The sequence below is a fragment of the Vibrio sp. nBUS_14 genome, assembly GCF_051201655.1.
Classification (GTDB): Bacteria; Pseudomonadota; Gammaproteobacteria; order Enterobacterales; family Vibrionaceae; genus Vibrio.
In genome coordinates, this window is record NZ_CP179207.1 from 1193138 (window position 1) to 1215904 (window position 22767).

Consider the following 22767-nt stretch of genomic DNA (forward strand, 5'->3'; position numbering starts at 1 on the left):
TTGAGGATTTAGAGATGAGTGTTGGAAAAATAGTTAAAGTTATCGGCGCGGTGGTAGACGTCGAGTTCAGCGGCGGCAACAGCCCACGCGTTTATGATGCATTGAAAGTGACTAGCGAGGAAACAAGCGCTCTCGTATTGGAAGTTCAGCAACAACTGGGTGGCAGCATCGTTCGTTGTATTGCAATGGGTACGTCAGATGGCTTGCGCCGCGGCCTAACTGTTGAAAACACAGGTTCTCCAATCACGGTTCCTGTGGGCGAAGAAACCTTAGGCCGTATCATGAACGTTCTTGGTCAGCCTATCGATGAATGTGGTGAAATCGGTCAAAAAGAAAGCTACGAAATTCACCGTGAAGCCCCCTCTTATGAAGAACAAGCAAACAGCACTGAACTTCTTGAGACCGGCGTTAAAGTTATCGACCTTATTTGTCCGTTCGCAAAGGGCGGTAAAATCGGTCTGTTCGGTGGTGCTGGCGTAGGTAAAACCGTCAACATGATGGAGCTTATCAACAACATCGCAAAAGCCCACTCAGGTCTCTCTGTATTTACCGGTGTTGGTGAGCGTACTCGTGAAGGTAACGACTTCTACTACGAGATGAAAGAAGCGGGTGTACTAGACAAAGTAGCCATGGTTTACGGCCAAATGAACGAGCCACCGGGAAACCGTCTACGTGTAGCATTGACTGGCCTGACTATGGCTGAACGCTTCCGTGATGAAGGTCGTGACGTACTGCTGTTCATTGATAACATCTACCGTTACACACTTGCGGGAACAGAAGTATCAGCACTGCTGGGCCGTATGCCTTCAGCAGTAGGTTACCAACCAACACTCGCTGAAGAGATGGGTGTGCTTCAAGAGCGTATCACTTCGACTAGACAAGGCTCTATCACGTCTATCCAAGCGGTATACGTACCTGCGGATGACTTGACCGATCCATCACCAGCAACAACCTTTGCTCACTTAGATGCGACCGTTGTACTGTCTCGTAATATCGCGGCATTAGGCCTCTACCCTGCAATCGACCCATTGGATTCAACATCTCGCCAATTGGACCCGCTTGTGGTTGGTCAAGAGCACTACGACATTGCACAAAAAGTCCAAACAACGCTGCAACGCTACAAAGAGCTAAAAGACATCATCGCGATTCTTGGTATGGATGAGCTATCGACTGAAGACAAACAGACGGTATCTCGCGCTCGTAAGATTGAACGTTTCTTAACTCAGCCTTACCACGTAGCCGAAGTGTTTACCGGTCAGAAAGGTGTATTTGTACCGCTAAGCGAAACACTAAGAGGCTTTAAAGGCCTGTTAGGCGGCGAATATGACGATATCCCAGAGCAAGCATTCTTGTACTGTGGTTCTATCGACGAAGTGCTTAACAAAGCAAAATCACTCTAAGAGGCAGGTGCACCATGGCTATCGGAATTACAGATAATACATTTCAACTTAATATTGTAAGTGCGGAAGGTACGCTGTTTTCAGGTCCAGCGTATGCCCTAGCCGTTTCTGGCGCTGATGGTGAGCTGGGGATTCGCCCCGGTCACTCCCCGCTTCTCAGTAAGATCAAGCCGGGCGTAACAGTGTTTGTCACAGACCCTAAATCAGAAGGGCAAGTGCTTTATGTCTCTGGTGGGATGCTGGAAGTTCAGCCGGATGTGGTAACGGTGTTAGCCGATACTGCCTTGCACGGCCAAGATATTGACCGCGCTCGCGCAGAAGAAGCGAAATATGCAGCTCTAGAAAATATCAATAAGGGCAATGTAGACATTAACTTTGCACAAGCTCAGCTAGAATTAGCGAAAGCCGTTGCTCAGCTTCGAGCATCAGAACTGACGTCTTCTCGCACTCGCCACTGAGAATAGAACTTAGATTTTTGTTGATTCTAAATGCAGAAAGGCTCACTAAATAGTGAGCCTTTTGATATCTGCTTAACGCAAACCGAGTTCTAACGTTGATTAACGTCTTAAAAGAATAATGTTAGAAGAATTCAATCGAATTACGGCCGCTTTTATCGTCACGTGTTGGCTTAGGCGTATCCGCTTTCTTTTTCAGTTTGTTTTCGTTCTTCTTCTCTTTTTTCTCTTTCTTTGGTTCAGCCGTTGCGCTTAGCATTTCTGCTTTGCTTTTCTTAGATTCTTTCTTCTTAGAATCCTTTTTAGACTGACCTTTCTTCGCCTTGTTATCTTTTTTAGGCGCATCTTTCTTTTTCGGCTTTTCTGATTCTTCTTGTACTGGCTGATCACACACCACTACATAGTACTCTTGGTTGAATTCAAAGAAGTCGCCATCGTACATTTTACGACGTTTACGAGTTTCCAGCTCACCATTTACCGCTACGTAGCCTTCAGAGATAATGTGTTTAGCTTCACCGCCACCACTCACTAGGTTAGCGATTTTAAACACTTTATAGAGCTCAATTGGCTGTGATGAAACATCGATACCAATTGCTTCAATCTCAATCTCTTCACCTTCTTCGCCCAGCTCTTGGCCTTCGTAATCAGCGTCTGCGTAATGTTCTTGGTCCATGGTGACCTCTACCTAAATATGTACTTCTGGAATATTGGGCGCAGTGTAATCGTAAAACAACTAAATGACCATGTTGAATTTAGAGCTCAAGTCTTGGAAAGGACAGTGCAAAACACGCACCATCCAAATAACTTTCACCCACTGTCACCTGTGCGTGGTGTCGGTCACAGACTTGTTTGACAATTGCTAGCCCTAAACCATGCCCAGTTTTTCCCTTGTTTCTCGCTGCATTAGCACTATAAAAAGGATCAAATAAATATGGCCAATGCTCAGTTTCAACCCCTTTGCCGTCATCATGAACTTCAATAACAAATTCGTTGTCGGTGTACCACAGCTCAATCACTATCTTGGTATCAGCAAACTTAAACGCATTCCTTACGATGTTATCCACTGCCCTATTGAATAATTTTAGATCAACATTGGATGAAGCCGGGACTTTTAATGGCACCTTAATGAGGTCAAGTTTTGTCTCTTTTTCCCAAATACTACAACGTTCACTTAACCACTGATTGGCATCAATAGGTTGCCTTAATAACTCAAAGCCCCCTCTTTCCAATCGAGCATAATACAATAGCTCATCAACCATGTCTTCCATTTCATCCGTATCAGCAAGAATACGGGCTATCGCTTTAGATTGTTGCGGAGTTGGTGCTAAGTCGCTCAACAACTCAGCCTGCCACTGAATTCGGAATATAGGCGTCCTTAGCTCGTGAGCAACAGCATTAGTCAAAGACTTATTACTATTGATTAAGTCTCTTATCTTGTCTGCCATGACATTAAAGCTGCGGTTCAACGTACCCAATTTTATACTGTTTTTCTCAGATGCTCGCTCTAATAGATCACCATTAGAAAAAGCCACTGTCGCCATTTCAAGGTTGTTTAATCGTCGCTTTATTCTCCAAACCAAAAACAAGCCGCTCAACGCAAAACCAGTGATAGCAAAAACCCAAATAAGCCGGTTTTCAAATTTGATTTGCTTCCTCAGATAAGAATTTTTGTTCTTAGATAACTCATATAAATCATCACTTCCAACTAACCTTAACCACAGGAAGTATTCGTCATGGTAGTAAACATTTCGGCCTTGCTGCTGAAACGCTTTTCTCACTAGTTCTGGAGCGTTATCAAAAGGTATGATTCGCAGGTTCTGCCGAGTCTTATCCGCATAACTTTTTAATAGATTCTGCGTTTCAAGCAAACCTTTTTCACGGAAAACCACATCAATTAATTCTTGATAAGCTTCTGCTTCATGGTCTCGTAATATGTATTCGTAGTCAGTGCTTAACTTGTAAACAATAAAAGCATAGGAATATATACTCACTAAGAAGATGACTGTCAGCCCCGCTAGGTATTCAAAATAGATACGTCGCATATTATTTATTCAGCTACCGTTACCAACGTTCTGGTACGAACAAGTAGCCTTTACCTCTTACAGTGATGATCTTTTTAGGTGGGACAGTTATGTCATTAAGCTTTTTACGTAAGATTACGATTTTATTGTCGATAAAGCGGTCAATGCCATCGTAATCAATACCTCTCAACTGTTGAGTCAGAAAATTTCGTGATAAAACTTGCTCCGGAGAAGAAGCTAACAACCAAAGTAATTCAAATTCACTATCCGCTATCGATATCTCTTGTCCAATATGCGTACAAGCTTTAGTAGCACGATTTAAACTTAATTTACCAAAAACCAACTCATTCTTACTCACATCAGCACTTACAGAACTTTCAGAGCTACGACGTAAAAGCATCCTAACTCTCGCCAGTAACACTCTTTGACGAATGGGTTTACTAATAAAGTCATCGGCACCGGTTTCTAAAGCGGCTACATGATCGAAATCATCATCGCTCGCGGTAAGAATCAATATCTTCCCATTAAACTGACTTCGCACTTGTCGACATATAGTCAGTCCATCAACTTCCGGCAACATGAGATCAAGTAGAACAATGTCGGGCTGAATAGTTAAAATTCTCTCACACGCTAATGCCCCATCAGAAATAGTGACTACTTCAAAAGATTGGCTTTCAAAGTACTCCTGTAACATCTCTCTTAAGATAGGATCGTCTTCTACGATCACGAGTTTCGGGTTGGTCATAAATCCTTCTCACCATTCCTTTGCTACCTTGCGAACCGCCTCTTTATTTCGAAATTCAGCACATTCTTATTACATAGCTTCTATTTATAAAAATAATAAAAATAACAAAAATATCTATATAACATATAAATATAAGGTAATGCAGCTAAAAATAGACCAAAAGCTCTTAATTTTAGACTCAAAAAAACCGGTCACCTTAGTAAGGTAACCGGTTCAATTTATGGATTTAATTAAACATTTGTTGTCTAGTCATCATAAACAGGGAACTGTTCAAATGCGCGACGATAATTCACGTACTCATTAGAGCTCCATAACCTCAATTCTTCTGGGTCATAGTTGTACACTTCTTTATGAGCCGCATTTGTGGAACTGGTGTTGTTATCCGCAATCTGATTACCAAAGATTTGTGCTAAATCGAATATACGTTCGTGCTCTTCATCTTCGAAGTTACCAATCGAGCTATTTTTTACCTTATCTAAGTTGGATTGAGGGTTACACTTACGTTTCATGTGATCTTCAGTGGACTCTCCATCTACTTTAAATCGTAAACATGTCTTACCATCTACTTCATATTTTTCAAACTGATTATTGAATATAAACCAACTTGTAGTATCTCGAAGAGCAACAAGCGCCTCTTTATCACCGACCGCAATAATACGAGCTTCATTGTGATCACGTGCATTCTTAAACACAGACAGCGCGTTACGGACTCGGTAAGGCAAACCGTTTAATTTTTCTACGCGAGCTTGCTGCTCTTCTGTATATAAGGCGCGTGAAGCTAAAGCATTTGCAAGTGTATTGCGTGAACTCAACGAGTAATTTGTCCCTTTCCAAGTAAAGTTAATCCCATCTTCGTCAGCAAAACTACTATTCGCATAGTTGATGTGGATAGAGTCGCTAAACCCAGATACAGAGTCACTCAATCCATACTCATTTGCTCGATTGTATTTGTTTAAGTTCTTCAGAAGCGTACCGAAATACGGCACCTTAGTATCTTGTCTAGCTCCATCAGTCCAATACACAAATGCTTCATTACCGCCCATTGAGAAATAGCGCTTCATTGGCCATAGGTATGACGGCACAGCTTCGATTGTTTTCGTCAGGCTTGGTTGATAACGTAAAACCGTTTCAACGTAGTCTCCGTTACCATCGACGAAGATCGCTTGACGCGCTTCTGGTCGTCCCGCTAAATCAGACAAGTGCGTATATAGTTTTGTGATCTTATCTGATAGGTCCACCAGAGCCAAACTAGAGTTCTCTGTAGAGATGTATGGTGAATCACGACGAACCAGCATTTGTGCAGCAAGCAATTTGTCAGGCCATACGCCAAGCAAATCCATAGAGTTAGACGCGGTTTGATATGGGTTATTCGCCTTCAAACTTGCCCAAATATGACCATCACGAGTCTCTGAACGCATGACAACTTCGTTACTTTGATTTTTCAACGTTTGAACAAGTTCTTCGTCAAAACAACTTGTTGGAACATCACGGTTTGGCGACATACCCGTTTGGTAGGTTAGCCATAAGTCTGACAAGGTTGCAAAACGATAGCGGTTAGGAACCCCATCGATACCACTCAATTCCTCCAACTCACAGACTTTATCCGGAGCTGTTAGCACATCTAAGAAGAAGTCAGCAGCGAGGTTGGCAGCATTATAAGTATCACAGATAGGGCGAAGTCCTGGCGACATGTTGTCCAGTGGTACTGGATTTCCACGCCAATTTAAACAGTTATTCTCAGCAATTTCTTCAAATACCTGTCCTTTGTTATTGGTTGTGTCTGCACCGATGTAACGTGCAAATACAAAATCAATTTCACCGACGTTTTCAACAATGTCACGGATCTTCTGAAACTCATTCATACGCATCCAGAAGTACTCATACTGATTGTATTGAGTAAACCAATCTCGACCGTTTCTGCGGTTGGCCGTTTCGTAGCTATCGTAGTAACGTTGGATACGGAACTCTGTAATTTCAGTGAGTGACGTACCTTCATCAAAGCGATCACAGTTTAAGCTAGTGTAGGTGTGTTCGTCGGTACAGAAACGGTAACTCGCCAGCTCTGGAATATCGTCAGTACCCGCATTCGCACGCAAGTGTGCAATTACGCCAGTAGGATACGCATTGTAATCCTCTGTCATCTCACGATCGTACTCAGCTAGAGAGTAAGTTTTACGAAGTTGTGCACCCGTTTTGTCATGAACAGAATCACCAATAAATTCATTGGTTTCAATTTCACGAGCATAAGCAAACTTTAGCGCAGCTTTATCATATTTACCGAACACAAGTAGTTCATCGAAAATGGAAGCACCGTAGTCCATAATAGAGCTGTACGCGGCTGGTTTTGCTTGGTGGCCTAATGTACTGCGCGCTAACTCTTCTTCTGTGTAAAAATGAGCTTTGTCTGTCGAACCCATGAAGTTATGGCGTAAACCTAAGTTGTGGCCTAATTCATGAATCAAAGTCGACTTAAACATATGCTCAGATATCGCTTCGCTTGCAAGTTTCTGCTGGTCAAGGTTGAGGTCATTCCACGTTTTCATGGTGTTCTGCTCGTCGTCAGCAAAGAATCCACCATTGGTATAGTCAATTCCTGTGATCAAACCTTTCGCTTTAGTACTCAGCCACATTGCATCTTCGCTGTAAACATTCTGTTCAGAAAAACGCTTAAGCATATCTTGGCGCTTGTAGAAAGTTTGAAGTGCCAAGTCCTTATTGTTCACATCAAACCTATGACCAAAGTCAGCCTTTGGGGTTTGATTGACAAATTTACCTTGTCCTACAAACGCCATTTCGTCTTCTGTTACAGCAGGAACAAATTGATCTGGCCCACGATCGCTTGCGACCATGTCTGTAAAGGCATCAATGTCAGTTCGTGGCTCAGCAACTGGTGCTTCGTCACCACCTCCAGCATCAACATTCTGTGTTTCTTCAGCAACAGGTTCTAGCTTCTCAATTTCCTGACGGTTATAACGCAACGCTAAATCATTCCAATAGCGACGAGTCGTGGTACGAATCACACCAAGGTATTGATTAACGTGTGCGTGAATAATCTCCCCCGTGAGTGGGTTAGTTGCGGAAGGCCCGTAGCCCAACAAACCATTGTCTACAGGGTCTGCAATAAGATTAAACACGTTGTAACGAAGGTCACCCGGTTGAATACCTGCTCTCGCATCAGTATTAACAATTTTAATTGGAGGCACACCAGTACCTTCAAGTGACTCATTCACCTCTTTCATTGTATCGATCGTCAGCTTGCGATACGCCTCATTACCTTCGTCAAAGTAACTATCACTTAAATAGTAATCAATCGACTCTAGGTTCGGGTTGAAACGATTGATGTAAGCAAAGCGTGAACCTTGTACATCGCTCTCACCAGTGTGTGTTTTTACGGCTTTGCTGTCGTTAAAGAAGCCATAGTAAGCACTGTCTTGGCCCTGATAATAAACTGGCTCGTAGTTTGAGCTCGCTAGTTTGTCTAATCTGACTAGCGAGTAGAAAAAACGTGTCTTAAATGACAAGTTTTCTAGACCACCAAACTCATATTGGTCATCCGGATCGGCTGTATATGTACGCTCAATTTCAACGTTAAATACGCCTTCTTCCGGATTGTACTCATATGAGATAACACGTGGGTCAGCACTCTCAGTTACGTTACTCGCTGTATACCAAGTGCTGAGCGTATCTTCCGATAACGATTTAATATTTTCGTATTCAGGAACAAAGTGTGTCGCTGTTGTCCAGTCGACATTCTCATCCTGATTTATCTCTTCTTTATTGGTACATTCGCCGTAACCGTTTTCAGCGCAGCGATACTGTCTGAATTCACCTGGAATTTTCAGTACCGGTACGCGATTGATTTCATGCTCCCAACGACTAGGCTCCAGAGAATCTACTTTATCGCGATCCAATGCTTCAACATAGATACCGTTAGTTTTGTCAAAGCGTAGTTTGACAAGCTTTGGATCGCCTTGGAAAAAGCCACGCTGAGTCATTGCGTAACGTGGAGCTTCACCGGTAGACGGCATGTACATCCAAAGTGATTCCGTATCTAAAGATTGAACAGAAATCTCTTCGGTTGGTTTATCATAGGTGTCATAGGCACGATCTTCGGCCCCACACCCGCTGAGGATTGTGGCAATACTTGCTGCGATAATTGCGTGTTTAAACATAATTTACCTATATTTATAATTATATTACATTTTTATTTCTAACTATCTAAATTCAATGCGAACGGAGCAATATTAGAATTGATAGTTAACCACTGCGTAATAAGTTGTTTTCTTTAAATCAACTAAATCATTAAGAGGGTTTGAACCTCTTTCTGGATTGTAATAACTAATGCCATTAGTTAAACCAGCAGAAATAGAAATACACTTAGTTATTTGATAGCCCACTTCTTCACCATGTAATAGAGTTGGATCAAACGTGTTCCCGCTATAATCCCATGACTGTCTAGGCATTAAGAAAATGTTGAAATAAAAGTCTTCTGCAAAAACATAATCAAGAGAAAATTGGCTACTTAATTGGTATTCAATAAGCTGATTACCACCGGCGATTTTATATTCGTGAAAATTTTTTCTAAGTAATAACGTATTACTCAATGAAAGCCCTTCCATCAAATTATCGAATGGAGCACTCCACCTGACCTTCAACCTGGTTCCTAACGTTAAATCGTTCCTCCTTGACCATTTAGACGTCGGTAATATGACTCTCACCTCACCGCTCAATGATGAACCATCAGTTGGTTTGAATAGTCCATTGCGCCCCCATGAGATGGATGTATCATTCCAAAACTGTCCCCTAACCCCATATTCATCACCGTCGGACAAGTGGTAACCTGACGCCACTACTTGAAGTCGAGATTTGTCAGAAAAGGAATATCGGACAACTCCCGTTGCGGAAGCCGAACGATTTGCTAAGGACGCACTGTCTTCATATCCGTTTCGAGAATAGTCAAGACTAATGTATCCAGACCAAGGGTTTTCGTCGTTTTTGGACTCCCACTCATCTTGTAAATTATTTGCTAGGGCGAGCGAAGGCGTCACCAGCATTAAGGGCGGGATCGAACTTTAGTTATTGAAAATAAATAACTTTATTTTCAATTGGAACTTTTCCTGATAGTCACGATCAGATCATGAAATAAAAAATATGAGAAACTCGCATGATTATCATTGAACAGCTAAAAAAAGTGAAAGATACCCGTTCGCACATCAACCAAGTCTACCCTGTTATAGAAGTCGCTTTTGTTGTCATAACAGCCATGCTTTGTGGTCAAAACAAGTGGACGGATATCAAGGATTTTGGTGAAGGAAATATCGACTGGTTACGTGAGTATTTCCCCTACGAAAATGGCCTTCCTACTCGTCATAATATTGCAGCAATTATGAGGACTATTGTTCCTGAAACACTCTTAGAAGCTATGGTGGGCTGGGTTAATTTGCATAGAGAGAGGCATGCTCAACCTATCATCAGTGTTGACGGGAAGGTACTAAAAGGTGCTAAAGCAAACAAACAAGATAACCCCCTTTATATGGTCTCGGCATTCGATGTTGATGAAGGTTTGACCCTCACACATCAACCCTGTAAAGGCAAAGGGACGGAGCTAACAGCGATAAGAAACCTGTTAGATACTTTAGATATAAAAGGATGTCTATTAACGGCTGATGCCCTGCATTGTCAGGTTGAAACTCTGAATAAAGTGGTTGATAAAGGTGGCGATTTCTTAGTGCAAGTCAAACTGAATCAGCCCAGTTTGCTTGCAGAAGTGGATGCACAATTCCAAGACTATTGGTCTTTGCCTGAAGATAAACAAGAGTCATACATCACCGAAGATAAAGGGCATGGCAGAAAAGAGGTTCGTGAGGTTTACGTTCTCCCAGCAGCCTTCAGTGAAGCACTCAGAGAAAAGTGGTCTGTCGTTAAAAGTGTTGTTGCAGTGGTGAGAGATAGAAGTGTCAAAGGGAAAGGAAGTTATGAAACATCGTATTATATTTGCACAGATCACTTGTCGTTAGAGTTAGCCTTACAAGCGACCAGAAAACACTGGCACATCGAGAACCAGCAGCACTGGGCGTTGGACGTTATTTTCAAAGAAGATGAACAATGTATTTATGCTGGAGATTCAGCACTAAATATGGCTTGTTGCAGACGTTTTGTTCAGAACTTGTTTAGAAAATCCGAAGGGAACTTGTCAGTACCCAGGAAGATGAATAAAGCGGTATGGGACAAAGATTACAGAGCTTCGGTTTTGTTTACATCAAATTAACAAAGTACATTCGTGCCCTTACCAGCATTAACGCCGGCAATATAATTAGTTTATTCATATTTTCCTTCTTGTATTACACTTCCGTATTATATACATCTTCTTTTTCCAGTTTTAAGCCGGTTTAGCTAACTTCGTTGTTTTTATTTTATTCCTTTGAGATGGATGCGTGATTGGAATCGACGCCAATAAAGTTTTTGTATAATCTTCTTTTGGATTTTTATAAACATCTTCCACACTTCCAGACTCAATTATTTTACCCTTTTTCATTACAACCACATTATCTGAAATGTGCTTAACGACAGAGAGATCATGTGAAATGAAAATAATGGAAAGGTTCATCTCTTTTTGTATTTTCAACAATAGATTTAGTATCTGAGCTTGTACCGAAACATCTAATGCCGATACTGACTCATCGCAAACTAATAACTTTGGCTTTAATGCTATTGCTCTTGCTATGCCTATACGCTGCCTTTGCCCTCCTGAAAACTCATGCGGATAGCGGGTTACAGCAGAGTGAGGTAATCCGATCTTATCGAGCAGTTCTAAAACCCACTTCTTTCGTTCTTTCTTCGAACCAATGCCATGAATAATAAAAGATTCTTCGAGTATTCCACCTACTGTATGCCTCTGATTCAACGACTCTAAAGGATCCTGAAATACAATCTGCATCTCTCTACGAAGTGGACGCATTCTTTTTGTACTGTAATGGGTGATGTCTTCCCCTTCAAAAAAGATCTTTCCAGCTGATGGTTCATACAATTTGAGTAATGTTCTACCAAGCGTACTTTTCCCACAACCAGACTCTCCAACCAGACCTAACGTCTCGCCTTGCTTTAATGAAAATGAAACACCGTCAACAGCTTTGATTACATAACCTTTCTTAAATAGGTTTTTACCAGATAGAAAGTGCTGCTCAAGCCCTTCAATCCTAATCACTTCTGACATCCTCAAATCCCCTTGTATTCAGGGAATTCATTCAAATCAATTGGGTTGATTTGAATGGTTTGTTTCGGCTCGACATTGAGATCTGGAATTAAGCTTAGGAGTCTTTTTGTGTACGGATGTTTTGGGTGGTCAAAGAGCTCGAATATCTCTGCATGCTCAACAATACGTCCGTCATACATCACAGCAACTTCATCGCAAATTTCCGCGACAACACCTAGATCATGCGTGATAAAGATCACTGCCATCCCAGTCTCTTCTTGAAGCTCTCTGATTAATTCCAAAATGGATGCTTGGACCGTCACATCTAATGCGGTCGTCGGCTCATCACATATCAATATGTCAGGCTTACATGCAAGCGCTATCGCTATCATTACCCTTTGTCGCATCCCGCCAGACAGGCTATGAGGGTACTCTTTGAAACGTAGTATCGGCATTGGAATTTCAACTTTCTCAAGTAAACCAATTGCGTACTCTCTCTTTTCAGACTTGGACATCTGGCTGTGGTGCAAATCCAGAACCTCGACAATCTGCTTGCCAATTGTCTGAACAGGATTCAAGGCAGTCATAGGGTCTTGGAAAATAATTGAAATACGATTGCCACGCATCTTGTGCATCTCGTGTTCAGGCACCTCTGTAAGGTCAGTATCACGATAAATTATTTTTCCAGCCGTGACCTTTCCATAAGGCTTAGGAAGCAGTCCCATAATAGACATAGAGGTTACGCTCTTCCCACTGCCTGACTCCCCAACCAAACCCAGTGTTTGGCCAGATTTCACGTCAAAGGACACACCTTTCAGTATCTTGACGATGCCTTCATCAGTACTGAACTCTGCTTCTAAGTCGCGAACTTTTAATACAATATCTTGGTTCATTCTACGTTCACCCTTAAAGCTTATATCTGTCATCAATGATAGTGATAGGTGGATACGCCTTACCTTCTTTAGAAGCCAACTGAGTTTCTTCTTTTAGGTCTGTATCAATCCAGAAATTACTGGTATCTAAAATATTAAACATGGCGCCAGTCTTTTTCGTCATTGGGTTCTTTGGGAACTTAATCCAACGCCAGTAGGCATCTCGCGTATAGGGCACCATATAGCCAGGCACAATCACATACGCATCCTTTATTTTTCTTTGGATGTTCTGAGATAGCTGCTGTTTTCTTTCCATATCAAACTCAGAAATAAACGCCTCAATTTTTTGATCTAGCTCTGGTGAACTGAAATTTGTATGGTTATTAGTTTGAGGACGGTTGGCATTTGTCGAGTGAAAATACTCTTTGTAAGCTGGTATCTCTCCTCCGCCCATATTAAGAAATGCAAGCTGGTGCTTTTTCTCAAGAATAAATTTGAATGCAGCAGAACCATCGACAAGGTTTAAGTCGAGCTCTAAACCAGCTAACTTCGCTTGCTCTTTTAGATAGGCAATTCTTGGTGTCCAAATGTTGTAGCCATACGTAATCTTGAAACTCAAACGAACCCCATTAGCATTCATTCGGATACCATCAGAGCCGATACTATCGAATCCTGCAGATTCAAAATAACCAATGGCAAGCTCGGGTCTAAACGGTGGCGGCTCTACACCTTCCAAATCATATTTACCGTGTCCAAACCCCATAGCATGAGGTTTTCTAGAATAATCGCCTCGTAACACGTTTTTGATCATGCCGTCGAAATCAGTCGCGTACGTGATGCCTTTCCGAACATTAATGTCGTTCAGCAGTGGCATGGATGTATTGATCCATAAACCGCCAGCGCCTTGTGGCCTTTGATTAAAGCCCCAGAATTTCTGTATAAAGCCATGACTAAAAGGTTCTGAGTTGGTTTTCTCATGCCACAGTTGAGGCTGTACCATCGCAAACGTGTCTAACTTTCCTTTTTCAAAGTGCTTACGTGCAATATCACTATCACGAATCACCTTGATACGAAGCTTCTCGACGTTAAAACGATTCTTATAATATTTATTCCCGTAGCCCCACCAATTCGCGCCAACATGAGAAAACGTGATACTGCGGCCCTTGTTCACTTTCGAGATGTAATAAGGTGACGTTGTTGGCTCTGACTTAAAATTGTATTTGCGTACAAAGTTGTCATCCATTCCGTCGTTGTTCTCATCATTGATGCCAACAAAATGATGTTGTGGTCTCGGCTGCACACCATGGCTTGGCATATTGATAAGCGCCATCAACTCATCATTACTTTTTGGCTCTGCCATTGTGATACTGATGGTGTAATCATCGAACTTTTTCACTGTCTCGATGCTGTTACGGAAAAAATCGTTATACCAAGGGTCGATAATGTCTCTCGAGCGATAATAAGTAAGCATAAACAAATAATCATCAGCAGTTACCGGCAATCCGTCCGACCACTTAGCATCAGGATTCAATTTGAAATAGACCGTCTTGTGATCGTCTCCAAATGCCCATTCATTCGCCAATTGCGGAATCCAATTATCAGTATTTGGATGTCGCTGTGCCAATTTAGGCGTGCCATCCATTAAATAGAAACGAATACCAGAATTCGCATCAGGTCCGACTGAACGTAACGTTTGTGGGAAACTAGCCATAAAGCTACGCAAAGTACCACCACGCTTAGCCTCTTCAGAAGCAAAAACGGGATCATCCCAATTACTTTGCCATTCCAAGTTATTTGGTGTTTGCTGTGCTTGAGCTAGAAAACTCAACAACAAAGCGAATAGTCCGTATCTGTACATCATCACTTCCTGGTGCCTATCTATAAACTGTATATTTTTTTGGATCAAAGGCCGTTCTTATGGCTTCACCAATGAATGTAACCATGACCAAAACACTCACAATTGCCGTCACAACAGAGCCAACAATCCATGGTGAATCGAGATTCGACTTGCCTTGTTGAAGAAGCTCTCCCCAACTAGGGGTCGGCGGAATAAGACCTAAACCTAAGTAGTCCAGTGCCGTTAATGCGGTGATGTTAGCTGCAATAGTAAAAGGCGCCAGAGTGACGATCATAACCATCGTGTTGGGTAAAATATGATTGAAGAGGATTCTTGCTGTTGATGCTCCTAGCGCCTTTGCAGCTAGCACATACTCTCGAGCAGATTCTCTGTAGGTCATCGTTCGCATGTACCAAGTAATGCCCATCCAACCAAAGGTCACATTGATCAATACAAACAACATGAATGTTGGTTGTGCTATCGAAACCAAAATCATAATCACGTAGAGGAATGGAACCATCGACCAAGTCTCAATCACTCTCTGAACAATTAGGTCAAACTTGCCACCAAAGAAACCCATCGCACAGCCAATAGTGACGCCAATACTGTATGCAATGACCATAGTTATCAGGGCAAATCCCATTGCGGTTCTAAACCCATAAACCAGTCGAGCTAAAATGTCCCTACCAATTACGTCGGTACCTAAATAGTGCTTTGAGTAAGCACTTGGAGCGTGCGGTGGGTATTCGCCGGAAAAGTCTTGTTCATACGGATTCCAAGGCACCAAAGGCAGAATCGCAAAGTCACCATTGTTTTTATCTTTAAGCGCTAATTGAAGCAGTCGATAGTTTGCTTCTCCCGAAGATTCCAAACCAAATGTCTTACCTGAGTAAACATCAGATACAATTGGAAAGTAATATTCCCCCTGATAACGCACTACCAAAGCCTTACTATTGATCAATGCTTCAGCGAAAAGAGACAGTAATAACATTACAGATAGAATAATCAGCGACCAGTATCCACGCTTTATCTGTTTGAATCGCTTGACCTGCTTTAGAGTCAACGGATTTAGTTTAATCATCATCAAGCTCCAAACTTCACTCTAGGATCAACCAATGCAACGCAGACATCAGACAAGATATTGCCAAGTAGCAATATGCAGGCGTTGATTGCGACGATACCCATAACCACTGGGTAATCTCTTTCTACAATTGATTCATAACCAAGCAGGCCTATGCCATTAATATCGAAAATGACCTCAATTAAGAAAGAGCCCGTCATGAAGAAAAGAAGAGAGTTGCCAAAGTGGCTAGCGATTGGAATTAAACTATTGCGTAGTGCGTGTTTACGAATCGCCTCTCTGAAAGGCAAACCTTTAGCGATAGCGGTACGAATGTAATCTGACGATAAGTTTTCCATCAAATTATTCTTCATGGTCATGGTTAAGGTCGCAAAGTCACCTATTAAGTAACAAAGCAAAGGTAAGACCGCATGCCACAAAATATCAGTAATTTGTTCTGAGAAAGTATTGAAGTCGTCGAAGTCATCATCAACAAAGCCCCCCATTGGGAACCACTCTAGGTGATAACTGAAAAACGTAATAAGAAGCACGCCGACCACATACCCCGGTAAGGCATAACCGACAAAAATCATGATTGATGAGGCAGAATCAAAAACGCTGCCGTGCTTCATGGCCTTAAAGTAGCCAAGCGGGATTGAGATGAAATAGCTAATAAAAAAGGTCACACCGCCGTACATAACGGAGACAGGTAGGCGCTCAAAAATCATGTCACTGACAGGTTCGTAGTAGCGAGTCGATTCCCCTAGGTCAAAATGAACCAAACGAATTAGCCACTCAATATAGGCTTCAGTAACTGGCTTATCTAACCCATAGAATTTATTAAGATCGGCTAGCTGATCTTCAGACAGAGCTGAATTTTGGCCAACGAGACTAGACGTGCCACCACCATCCCCTTGAGGCTGCATATTAGCCAGCATCCTCTCAACAGGGCCTCCAGGGACAAAACGCGTAATCGCGAATATCAAAATCGTAATACCAAGAAACGTAGGTACAACTAAAACAAAACGTTTCAATAAATATGCAATCATTCTAACTAGCCAAATTCCATTTAAAGCAATATTTCATCAATTTAATCAATAAAATAAAGTAGTCAAATGGTTACATTTACCTACATTAGCTTACAGTTTCATTGAATTTGGACTCGTTTACTCTGCACCTTTTAATATTAATAATCAGTATCTTAAATTGGCTATCAGAAAGAAATTTAGAATTAAAAAATGTGGGTAGTCTATATTTGTAACTTAGAAAATGAACCGCTTAGACAATTCAAACATGTTTGTAAGCTGCATTGATGCAGCGTCAAATCGAAATCAAATACAAAAAATCGCCACTGTGAAACAGAAGCGATTTATTATTCAAATGAGAGAGGAGCTAATCGGTGAATAATGTACTTAGCTACACACCACCGACATTAGAAAGGCTAACAAGTTGCTTAGTGTATTCATGTTGCGGGTTACCAAACAAAGTCTCTGTATTGCCCTTCTCTATCACCTCACCCGCTTTCATTACTATGGTGTAGTGACACAAGGATTTCACGACATTCAAATCATGGCTGATGAATAGATAGGTCAGACCGTACTTCTCTTGAAGTGATTTCAGTAAGTCTAAAACTTGTGCTTGAACAGTTCTATCTAACGAAGACGTAGGCTCATCGAGCAAGATAAACTCTGGCTTAAGAATCAAAGCACGCGCAATCGCAATACGCTGTCTTTGACCGCCAGAAAACTCATTCGGGTAACGGTGACGAGTTTCAGGGGCTAGGTCTACCTCTTTCATTACGTCACAGATGCGTTGATCGAGTTCAGTGTCAACCAATGGTTGATGAACCAATAAGCCCTCACCAATCACTTGAGCGACTGACATTCTTGGGTTTAACGCAGAAAATGGGTCTTGAAAGACCACTTGCATACGGCTTCGAAACGGCAACATCTGTTGTCGGTTTAAGCCTTGAATTTGTTCGTCTGCGTAGGTAATTGAACCCTCACTCTCCACCAGCTTCAATATAGCCATACCAGTTGTAGACTTGCCCGAACCACTCTCTCCTACCAAACCAATTGAGTGCCCCTTTTTCAAGCTGAATTCCATATCGGTGACAGCTTTAACATGAGAAATCGTACGCTTGAACAAACCGCCCGTAATGGGGAACCAAACACGCAACTGGTCAACCTTAAGCAGAGGTTTACTTTCCGGTGATACGGGGACAGGCAAGCCTTTCGGATCTGAGTTAACAAGCTTTTGAGTGTAAGGATGAGACGGTGCATTAAAGAGTGTTTGGCAGTCGTTACTTTCCACTAGGCGTCCGTCTTTCATTACCGCCACTCTGTCTGCAATTTTACGAACAATACTCAAATCATGAGTGATGAAAAGCATCGCCATACCCAGCTCTTGTTGCAGGTCTTTCAGCAGGTCGAGGATCTGCGCCTGTACCGACACATCCAATGCGGTTGTGGGTTCATCCGCAATAAGCAGCTCAGGTTCATTGATCAGTGCCATCGCTATCATCACACGCTGACGTTCGCCACCAGATAGCTCATGTGGATACGCTGAAATCTTTTGTTCGGGGTAGCGAATACCCACCTTTGAAAGCCACTCAATCGCCAAGGCTTGAGCTTTATTGGTTCGCATACCTCGATGAATAGAAAGAGTTTCAACCAGCTGCTTACCGACTCGATGGAGTGGGTTCAAAGAAACCATAGGCTCTTGGAAGATCATGCCGATACGACCGCCACGAATCCCACGCAGTTGTCTTTCAGAACAACTCAGAATATCGGTGCCAGAGAAATTGATCTTACCGTTTAAGTAATGAGATGAGCCTTTTGGTAACAGCTTTAAAATCGAGTTAGCCGTAACCGATTTACCGGAGCCACTCTCACCTACCAGCGCGAGTGTTTCACCTTTGTATATTTCTAAAGAGACATCTTGCGTCACTTGTTCTATCGAATCTTTTCGCCCGAAACCGACAGACAATTTATCTATGGTCAGAACTAGAGGTGCATTAGAAGCCTCAGCTGTTGACCCTGAAGTAGGAGCTGTATTTGAAGTCATAACCTATCCTTACTTCTGTTGATGTGGGTCGAAGGCATCACGCACAGCTTCACCAACGAAGACCAGTAACGTAAGCATTAGTGAAAGTACGACGAAAGCAGAAATGCCAAGCCAAGGCGCTTGCAAGTTCGCTTTACCTTGCGCCAACAGTTCACCTAACGAAGGCGAGCCCGCAGGCAAACCAAAGCCTAGGAAATCTAATGAGGTTAACGTGGTGACCGATCCAGAAAGAATGAACGGCATCATGGTTAATGAAGCAACCATCGCGTTGGGTAGCATATGGCGAAGCATAATACGTTTATCATCAACACCCATGGCTTGCGCGGCTCTTACATAATCAAAGTTTCGACAGCGTAAGAATTCTGCTCGCACGATGCCAACTAAACTCATCCAACTGAACAGCACCATAATCCCAAGCAACCACCAGAAGTTAGGTTCGATAAAACTGGAAAGGATAATCAGCAAGAACAGAGTCGGCATGCCAGACCAGACTTCAATGAATCGTTGCCCAAACAAGTCCACCCAACCACCGTAATAACCTTGCGTCGCCCCGACTACGACGCCGACCACGCTCGATACAATCGTCAGAATAAAACCAAATAGAACCGAAATACGAAACCCATAAATGATGCGAGCTAGCACATCGCGCCCTTTATCATCGGTTCCTAGCCAGTTGACTGAATCTGGCTTCGATGGCACCGCACCTGAAATATCGAAGTTTATCGTGTCGTAGCTAAACGGAATGATTGGCCACACGATGTAACCGCTGTCTTCGATGAGCTCAATAACATACGGATCTTTGTAGTCGGCTTCAGTTTCAAACTCGCCACCAAATTCTGTCTCAGCGTACTCATTGATAACAGGTACAAACCACTGATTATCATAAGAAACCAAGAGTGGTTTATCGTTGGCAATGATCTCAGCGAACAGGCTCAAGCCAAACAAGATGGTAAATATCCAAAGGGAGATAAAACCACGCTTGTTTGCTTTAAAACGTAACCAACGAGCTTCAGCTAAAGGGTTGTTAAACATTTATTATCAATACCTTGTTATTCGTTCGCCATTAACGCGCTTCAAAATCAATTCGAGGATCAACCCAGGTATACGTCAGGTCGGAGATAATGCTCAGCACCAAGCCAAGCAAGGTCATGATATAGAGAGAGCTGAACACCACTGGGTAATCTCGCTGAATGGTCGATTCAAAACCAAGTAGACCGATGCCTTCGAGTGAAAACATCACTTCAATCAGCATAGAACCCGTGAAGAAAATACTAATAAATGCGCTTGGGAAACCGGCAATAATGATCAACATGGCGTTACGGAAAACGTGCTTGTAGAGAATACTGCTCTCGTCCAAGCCTTTCGCTCGCGCGGTCACCACATATTGCTTATTGATTTCATCAAGGAAGGAGTTTTTGGTCAGCATGCTGAGCGTTGCAAAACCGCCGATGACCATCGCGAAAATAGGCAACGCTATGTGCCAGAAGTAGTCGCCAATTTGCTGATACCAGTTAAGCTGATCGAAGTTACTCGACACTAGTCCGCGCAATGGGAACCAACTGAAGTAGTTACCGCTCGCGAACAAAATAATCAGGATAATCGCAAACAAGAAGCCCGGAACGGCATAGCCGACAATCACCACCGCACTCGACCAAATATCAAAGCGAGAGCCGTGATGTATCGCCTTCATAATGCCTAAAGGTATCGAAATCACATAGATGATTAACGTACTCCACAACCCTAAGGAAATGGAGACAGGTAAACGCTCGATAATTAAATCAATAACGTTACCTCCCTTGAACAGGCTTTCGCCAAAGTTAAAGGTTGCGTAGTTTTTCAACATATCGAAGTAGCGAACGTGAATCGGCTTATCAAAACCGAACTGCTTTTTGATCTCTTCAACCACTTCAGGATCAAGTCCGCGCGAGCCTTTATAGCCACTGGCAGAAGCTTGGTCACTTTCGCTTAAATCAACTTCTTGTCCACCACCAGAAAAGCGCTCCATGATTCCAGAGTTATGCCCTTCTAACTGAGCAACGGCTTGTTCCACCGGGCCACCAGGGGCGATCTGAATGATGAAAAAGTTGATGGTAATGATCGCCCACAACGTGGGGATCACCAACAGTAAACGCCGAAATATATACGCGGCCATGCTAACTAACTCCTAGCGACGTTTTTCAGGAAGCAATGCCGCCTTCTCTTCTGAAATCCACCATGTATCGATACCTAAATCGTATTTAGGCAATACATCTGGACGCTCAAACTTGTCCCACATCGCGACGCGGTACTCGCCAACGTGCCATTGCGGGATGTTGTAGAAATTCCACTGCAATACACGGTCAAGTGAACGACCTAGTGTAAGAAGCTTTTCAGGATGCTGTTGGTTACGCGCAATTTCTTCTGTTAACGCGTCAACCACCGGATCCATTACACCTGCAGTATTGTAAGTAGAATCAATGTAGTTAGAGTTCCAAACGATCATTAAGTTCGGGCTAGGATAAGGGTTTGCCGAAAACGATGAAGACACCATGTCGAAATCGCGGTCACGAAGACGCTTGATGTACTGAGTGGTATCGATGGTACGGATCTTCATTTCGATACCCATACGCTTGAGGTTCTTTTGAACAGGCGTTGCGATACGTTCCGTTGTTGGGCTGTAAATCAACAACTCAAACGACATCGGCTTGCCAGTCTTTTTGTTGGTCATCACTTTGTCTTTCAGTACCCAACCTGCTTCTTTTAAAAGCTTGAAAGCAGTACGCATCTGGCTACGAATACGGCCACTGCCATCGGTCACTGATGGCTGGAATTCTTCAGTAAAAACTCTAGGAGGGATTTGGTCTTTGTACTGAGACAGCAATTCAACTTCGTCTACGCTTGGTAAGCCTTTCGCTTCATAATCTGTGTTTTGGAAATAACTACGAGTGCGCTTGTACTGACCATAAAACATGTTCTTGTTCATCCACTCAAAGTCCATCGCGTAGGTTAACGCTTCACGAACTTTAGGATCAGAGAACACAGGAGATTGAATATTGAAGACAAAACCTTGAGTCGTCTCTGGCTTCTCATGGTTGATCTCTTCTTTAATGATGTAGCCTTTGTCGAAGTTTGCGCCCGTGTAAGAGTTGGCCCAGAACTTAGCCGAGTTCTCAGTTCGAAGATCGAACTCCCCTGCTTTAAAGGCTTCCAGCATTACGGTGTCATCACGATAGTAATCGTATTGTACTTGCTTGAAGTTGTTGCGACCCACGTTAACTGGCAGATCCACAGCCCAGTAATTTTCATCTAAACCGTAGGTCACGCTTTGACCCGATTTATAACTGATGATCTTATAAGGGCCACTGCCCACAGGCGGTTCACTAAGCGGCTCAGACAGTTTTCTATCTTTCCAGAAATGTTTTGGTAATACACGAGTACTTTGGGCAAAGCTAAACAGCTTCTCGCGGTTTGGCTTGTTCATCTCAATGCGAACAACCGAATCAGAAACAGCCGTTACTGATTCAATTTCTTTGTAATACACGCGATATTGAGGCACACCTTCTTTTGAAAACTTATCAAAGGTGAAGGCCACATCATGCGCGGTGATTGGTTTGCCATCTTGGAATTTAGCATCAGGGTTGATATCGATTTCCATCCAAGAGAAGTCACTTGCGTAACGAATTTTGGAAGCGATCAATGGATAGTACGCATCAATCTCGTCACTCGGAGAAAACATCAAGGTATCGTAAATCTCACCCGTGTAACTTGCAGCAACGCCGCGGGAACCGAATCGATTAAAGCTATCGTAAGTACCTATGCTGCTATAAGTCACTTTGCCTATTTTTGGCGCATCAGGATTAACGTAATCGAAATGAGTGAAATCGACAGGATATTTTGCTTCACCAAAACCGACCAGTTGCGTGGTTTCAATAACGGTGACAGCGGGAGTTGATTCGGTATCAGAGGCGTGTGTAACAGAGGGATATAGAGCAATAAGCGGCAGCATAACTGCACATGACTTCAAATTAGACCTGAAAAATTGAGCGCGCTGCGAGGCTTTGCTTCGGAAATCTGTTCCCATTTGACTCTCCCTTCAAATGTTATGAATTCGATATTCAAGTTGATTAATCGGCTTTGAAT

General features: G+C 42.7%; 17 protein-coding genes. 3 read left to right on the forward strand and 14 right to left on the reverse strand.

The features are described from left to right. Positions 1-14: 14 nt before the first annotated feature. Positions 15-1400: a F0F1 ATP synthase subunit beta gene (atpD, locus tag ACMAZD_RS23085; protein WP_435249637.1), complete on the forward strand. Its 1386-nt coding sequence runs from the start codon at positions 15-17 to the stop codon at positions 1398-1400. 14 nt (positions 1401-1414) lie between these two features. After that, positions 1415-1858: a F0F1 ATP synthase subunit epsilon gene (locus tag ACMAZD_RS23090; protein WP_004730391.1), complete on the forward strand. Its 444-nt coding sequence runs from the start codon at positions 1415-1417 to the stop codon at positions 1856-1858. Between the two features lie 121 nt (positions 1859-1979). Here ACMAZD_RS23090 and ACMAZD_RS23095 read toward each other — a convergent pair whose 3' ends face one another. The 5 genes from ACMAZD_RS23095 to ACMAZD_RS23115 form a co-directional block, all read right to left on the reverse strand. After that, complete coding sequence (locus ACMAZD_RS23095; protein WP_435249638.1) at positions 1980-2528, reverse strand: RNA-binding S4 domain-containing protein; 549 nt, start codon at positions 2526-2528, stop codon at positions 1980-1982. 79 nt (positions 2529-2607) lie between these two features. Next, on the reverse strand, positions 2608-3897 hold the full coding sequence (locus tag ACMAZD_RS23100; protein ID WP_435249639.1) for an ATP-binding protein: 1290 nt from the start codon (positions 3895-3897) through the stop codon (positions 2608-2610). A gap of 19 nt (positions 3898-3916) precedes the next feature. After that, positions 3917-4621 (reverse strand): response regulator, encoded by a 705-nt coding sequence (locus ACMAZD_RS23105; protein WP_435249640.1) that lies wholly within the window; start codon positions 4619-4621, stop codon positions 3917-3919. 245 nt (positions 4622-4866) lie between these two features. Then, a complete protein-coding gene (locus ACMAZD_RS23110; protein ID WP_435249641.1) occupies positions 4867-8793 on the reverse strand; it encodes a zinc-dependent metalloprotease in 3927 nt (1308 codons plus the stop codon). 72 nt (positions 8794-8865) lie between these two features. Beyond that, entirely contained in the window at positions 8866-9675 is an 810-nt protein-coding gene (locus tag ACMAZD_RS23115; protein ID WP_435249642.1) for a hypothetical protein, read from the reverse strand. Between the two features lie 110 nt (positions 9676-9785). Between ACMAZD_RS23115 and ACMAZD_RS23120 the strand changes: the two genes are divergently transcribed. Further along, the gene (locus ACMAZD_RS23120; protein ID WP_435247125.1) at positions 9786-10889 is read left to right on the forward strand and encodes an ISAs1 family transposase; all 1104 of its coding nucleotides are present in this window, start codon (positions 9786-9788) and stop codon (positions 10887-10889) included. Positions 10890-11000: 111 nt separating this feature from the next. Here ACMAZD_RS23120 and ACMAZD_RS23125 read toward each other — a convergent pair whose 3' ends face one another. The 9 genes from ACMAZD_RS23125 to ACMAZD_RS23165 form a co-directional block, all read right to left on the reverse strand. Further along, on the reverse strand, positions 11001-11834 hold the full coding sequence (locus ACMAZD_RS23125; protein ID WP_435249643.1) for an ABC transporter ATP-binding protein: 834 nt from the start codon (positions 11832-11834) through the stop codon (positions 11001-11003). Positions 11835-11836: 2 nt separating this feature from the next. Further along, entirely contained in the window at positions 11837-12706 is an 870-nt protein-coding gene (locus ACMAZD_RS23130; protein WP_435249644.1) for an ABC transporter ATP-binding protein, read from the reverse strand. Between the two features lie 13 nt (positions 12707-12719). Continuing rightward, positions 12720-14543 carry an extracellular solute-binding protein gene (locus ACMAZD_RS23135; RefSeq protein WP_435249645.1) on the reverse strand — a complete coding sequence of 608 codons (1824 nt, stop codon included), beginning with the start codon at positions 14541-14543 and terminating at the stop codon, positions 12720-12722. 16 nt (positions 14544-14559) lie between these two features. Beyond that, entirely contained in the window at positions 14560-15603 is a 1044-nt protein-coding gene (locus ACMAZD_RS23140; protein WP_399694627.1) for an ABC transporter permease, read from the reverse strand. 2 nt (positions 15604-15605) lie between these two features. After that, positions 15606-16631: an ABC transporter permease subunit gene (locus tag ACMAZD_RS23145; RefSeq protein ID WP_239718929.1), complete on the reverse strand. Its 1026-nt coding sequence runs from the start codon at positions 16629-16631 to the stop codon at positions 15606-15608. Positions 16632-16998: 367 nt separating this feature from the next. Next, positions 16999-18648, reverse strand: coding sequence for an ABC transporter ATP-binding protein (locus tag ACMAZD_RS23150; protein ID WP_435249646.1), 1650 nt, complete (start codon positions 18646-18648; stop codon positions 16999-17001). Positions 18649-18657: 9 nt separating this feature from the next. Continuing rightward, positions 18658-19680, reverse strand: a complete 1023-nt coding sequence (locus ACMAZD_RS23155; protein ID WP_435249647.1) for an ABC transporter permease — start codon at positions 19678-19680, stop codon at positions 18658-18660. Positions 19681-19711: 31 nt separating this feature from the next. Further along, positions 19712-20800: a microcin C ABC transporter permease YejB gene (locus ACMAZD_RS23160; protein WP_435249648.1), complete on the reverse strand. Its 1089-nt coding sequence runs from the start codon at positions 20798-20800 to the stop codon at positions 19712-19714. Positions 20801-20812: 12 nt separating this feature from the next. Further along, positions 20813-22708: an extracellular solute-binding protein gene (locus ACMAZD_RS23165; protein ID WP_435249649.1), complete on the reverse strand. Its 1896-nt coding sequence runs from the start codon at positions 22706-22708 to the stop codon at positions 20813-20815. Positions 22709-22767: the final 59 nt, after the last annotated feature.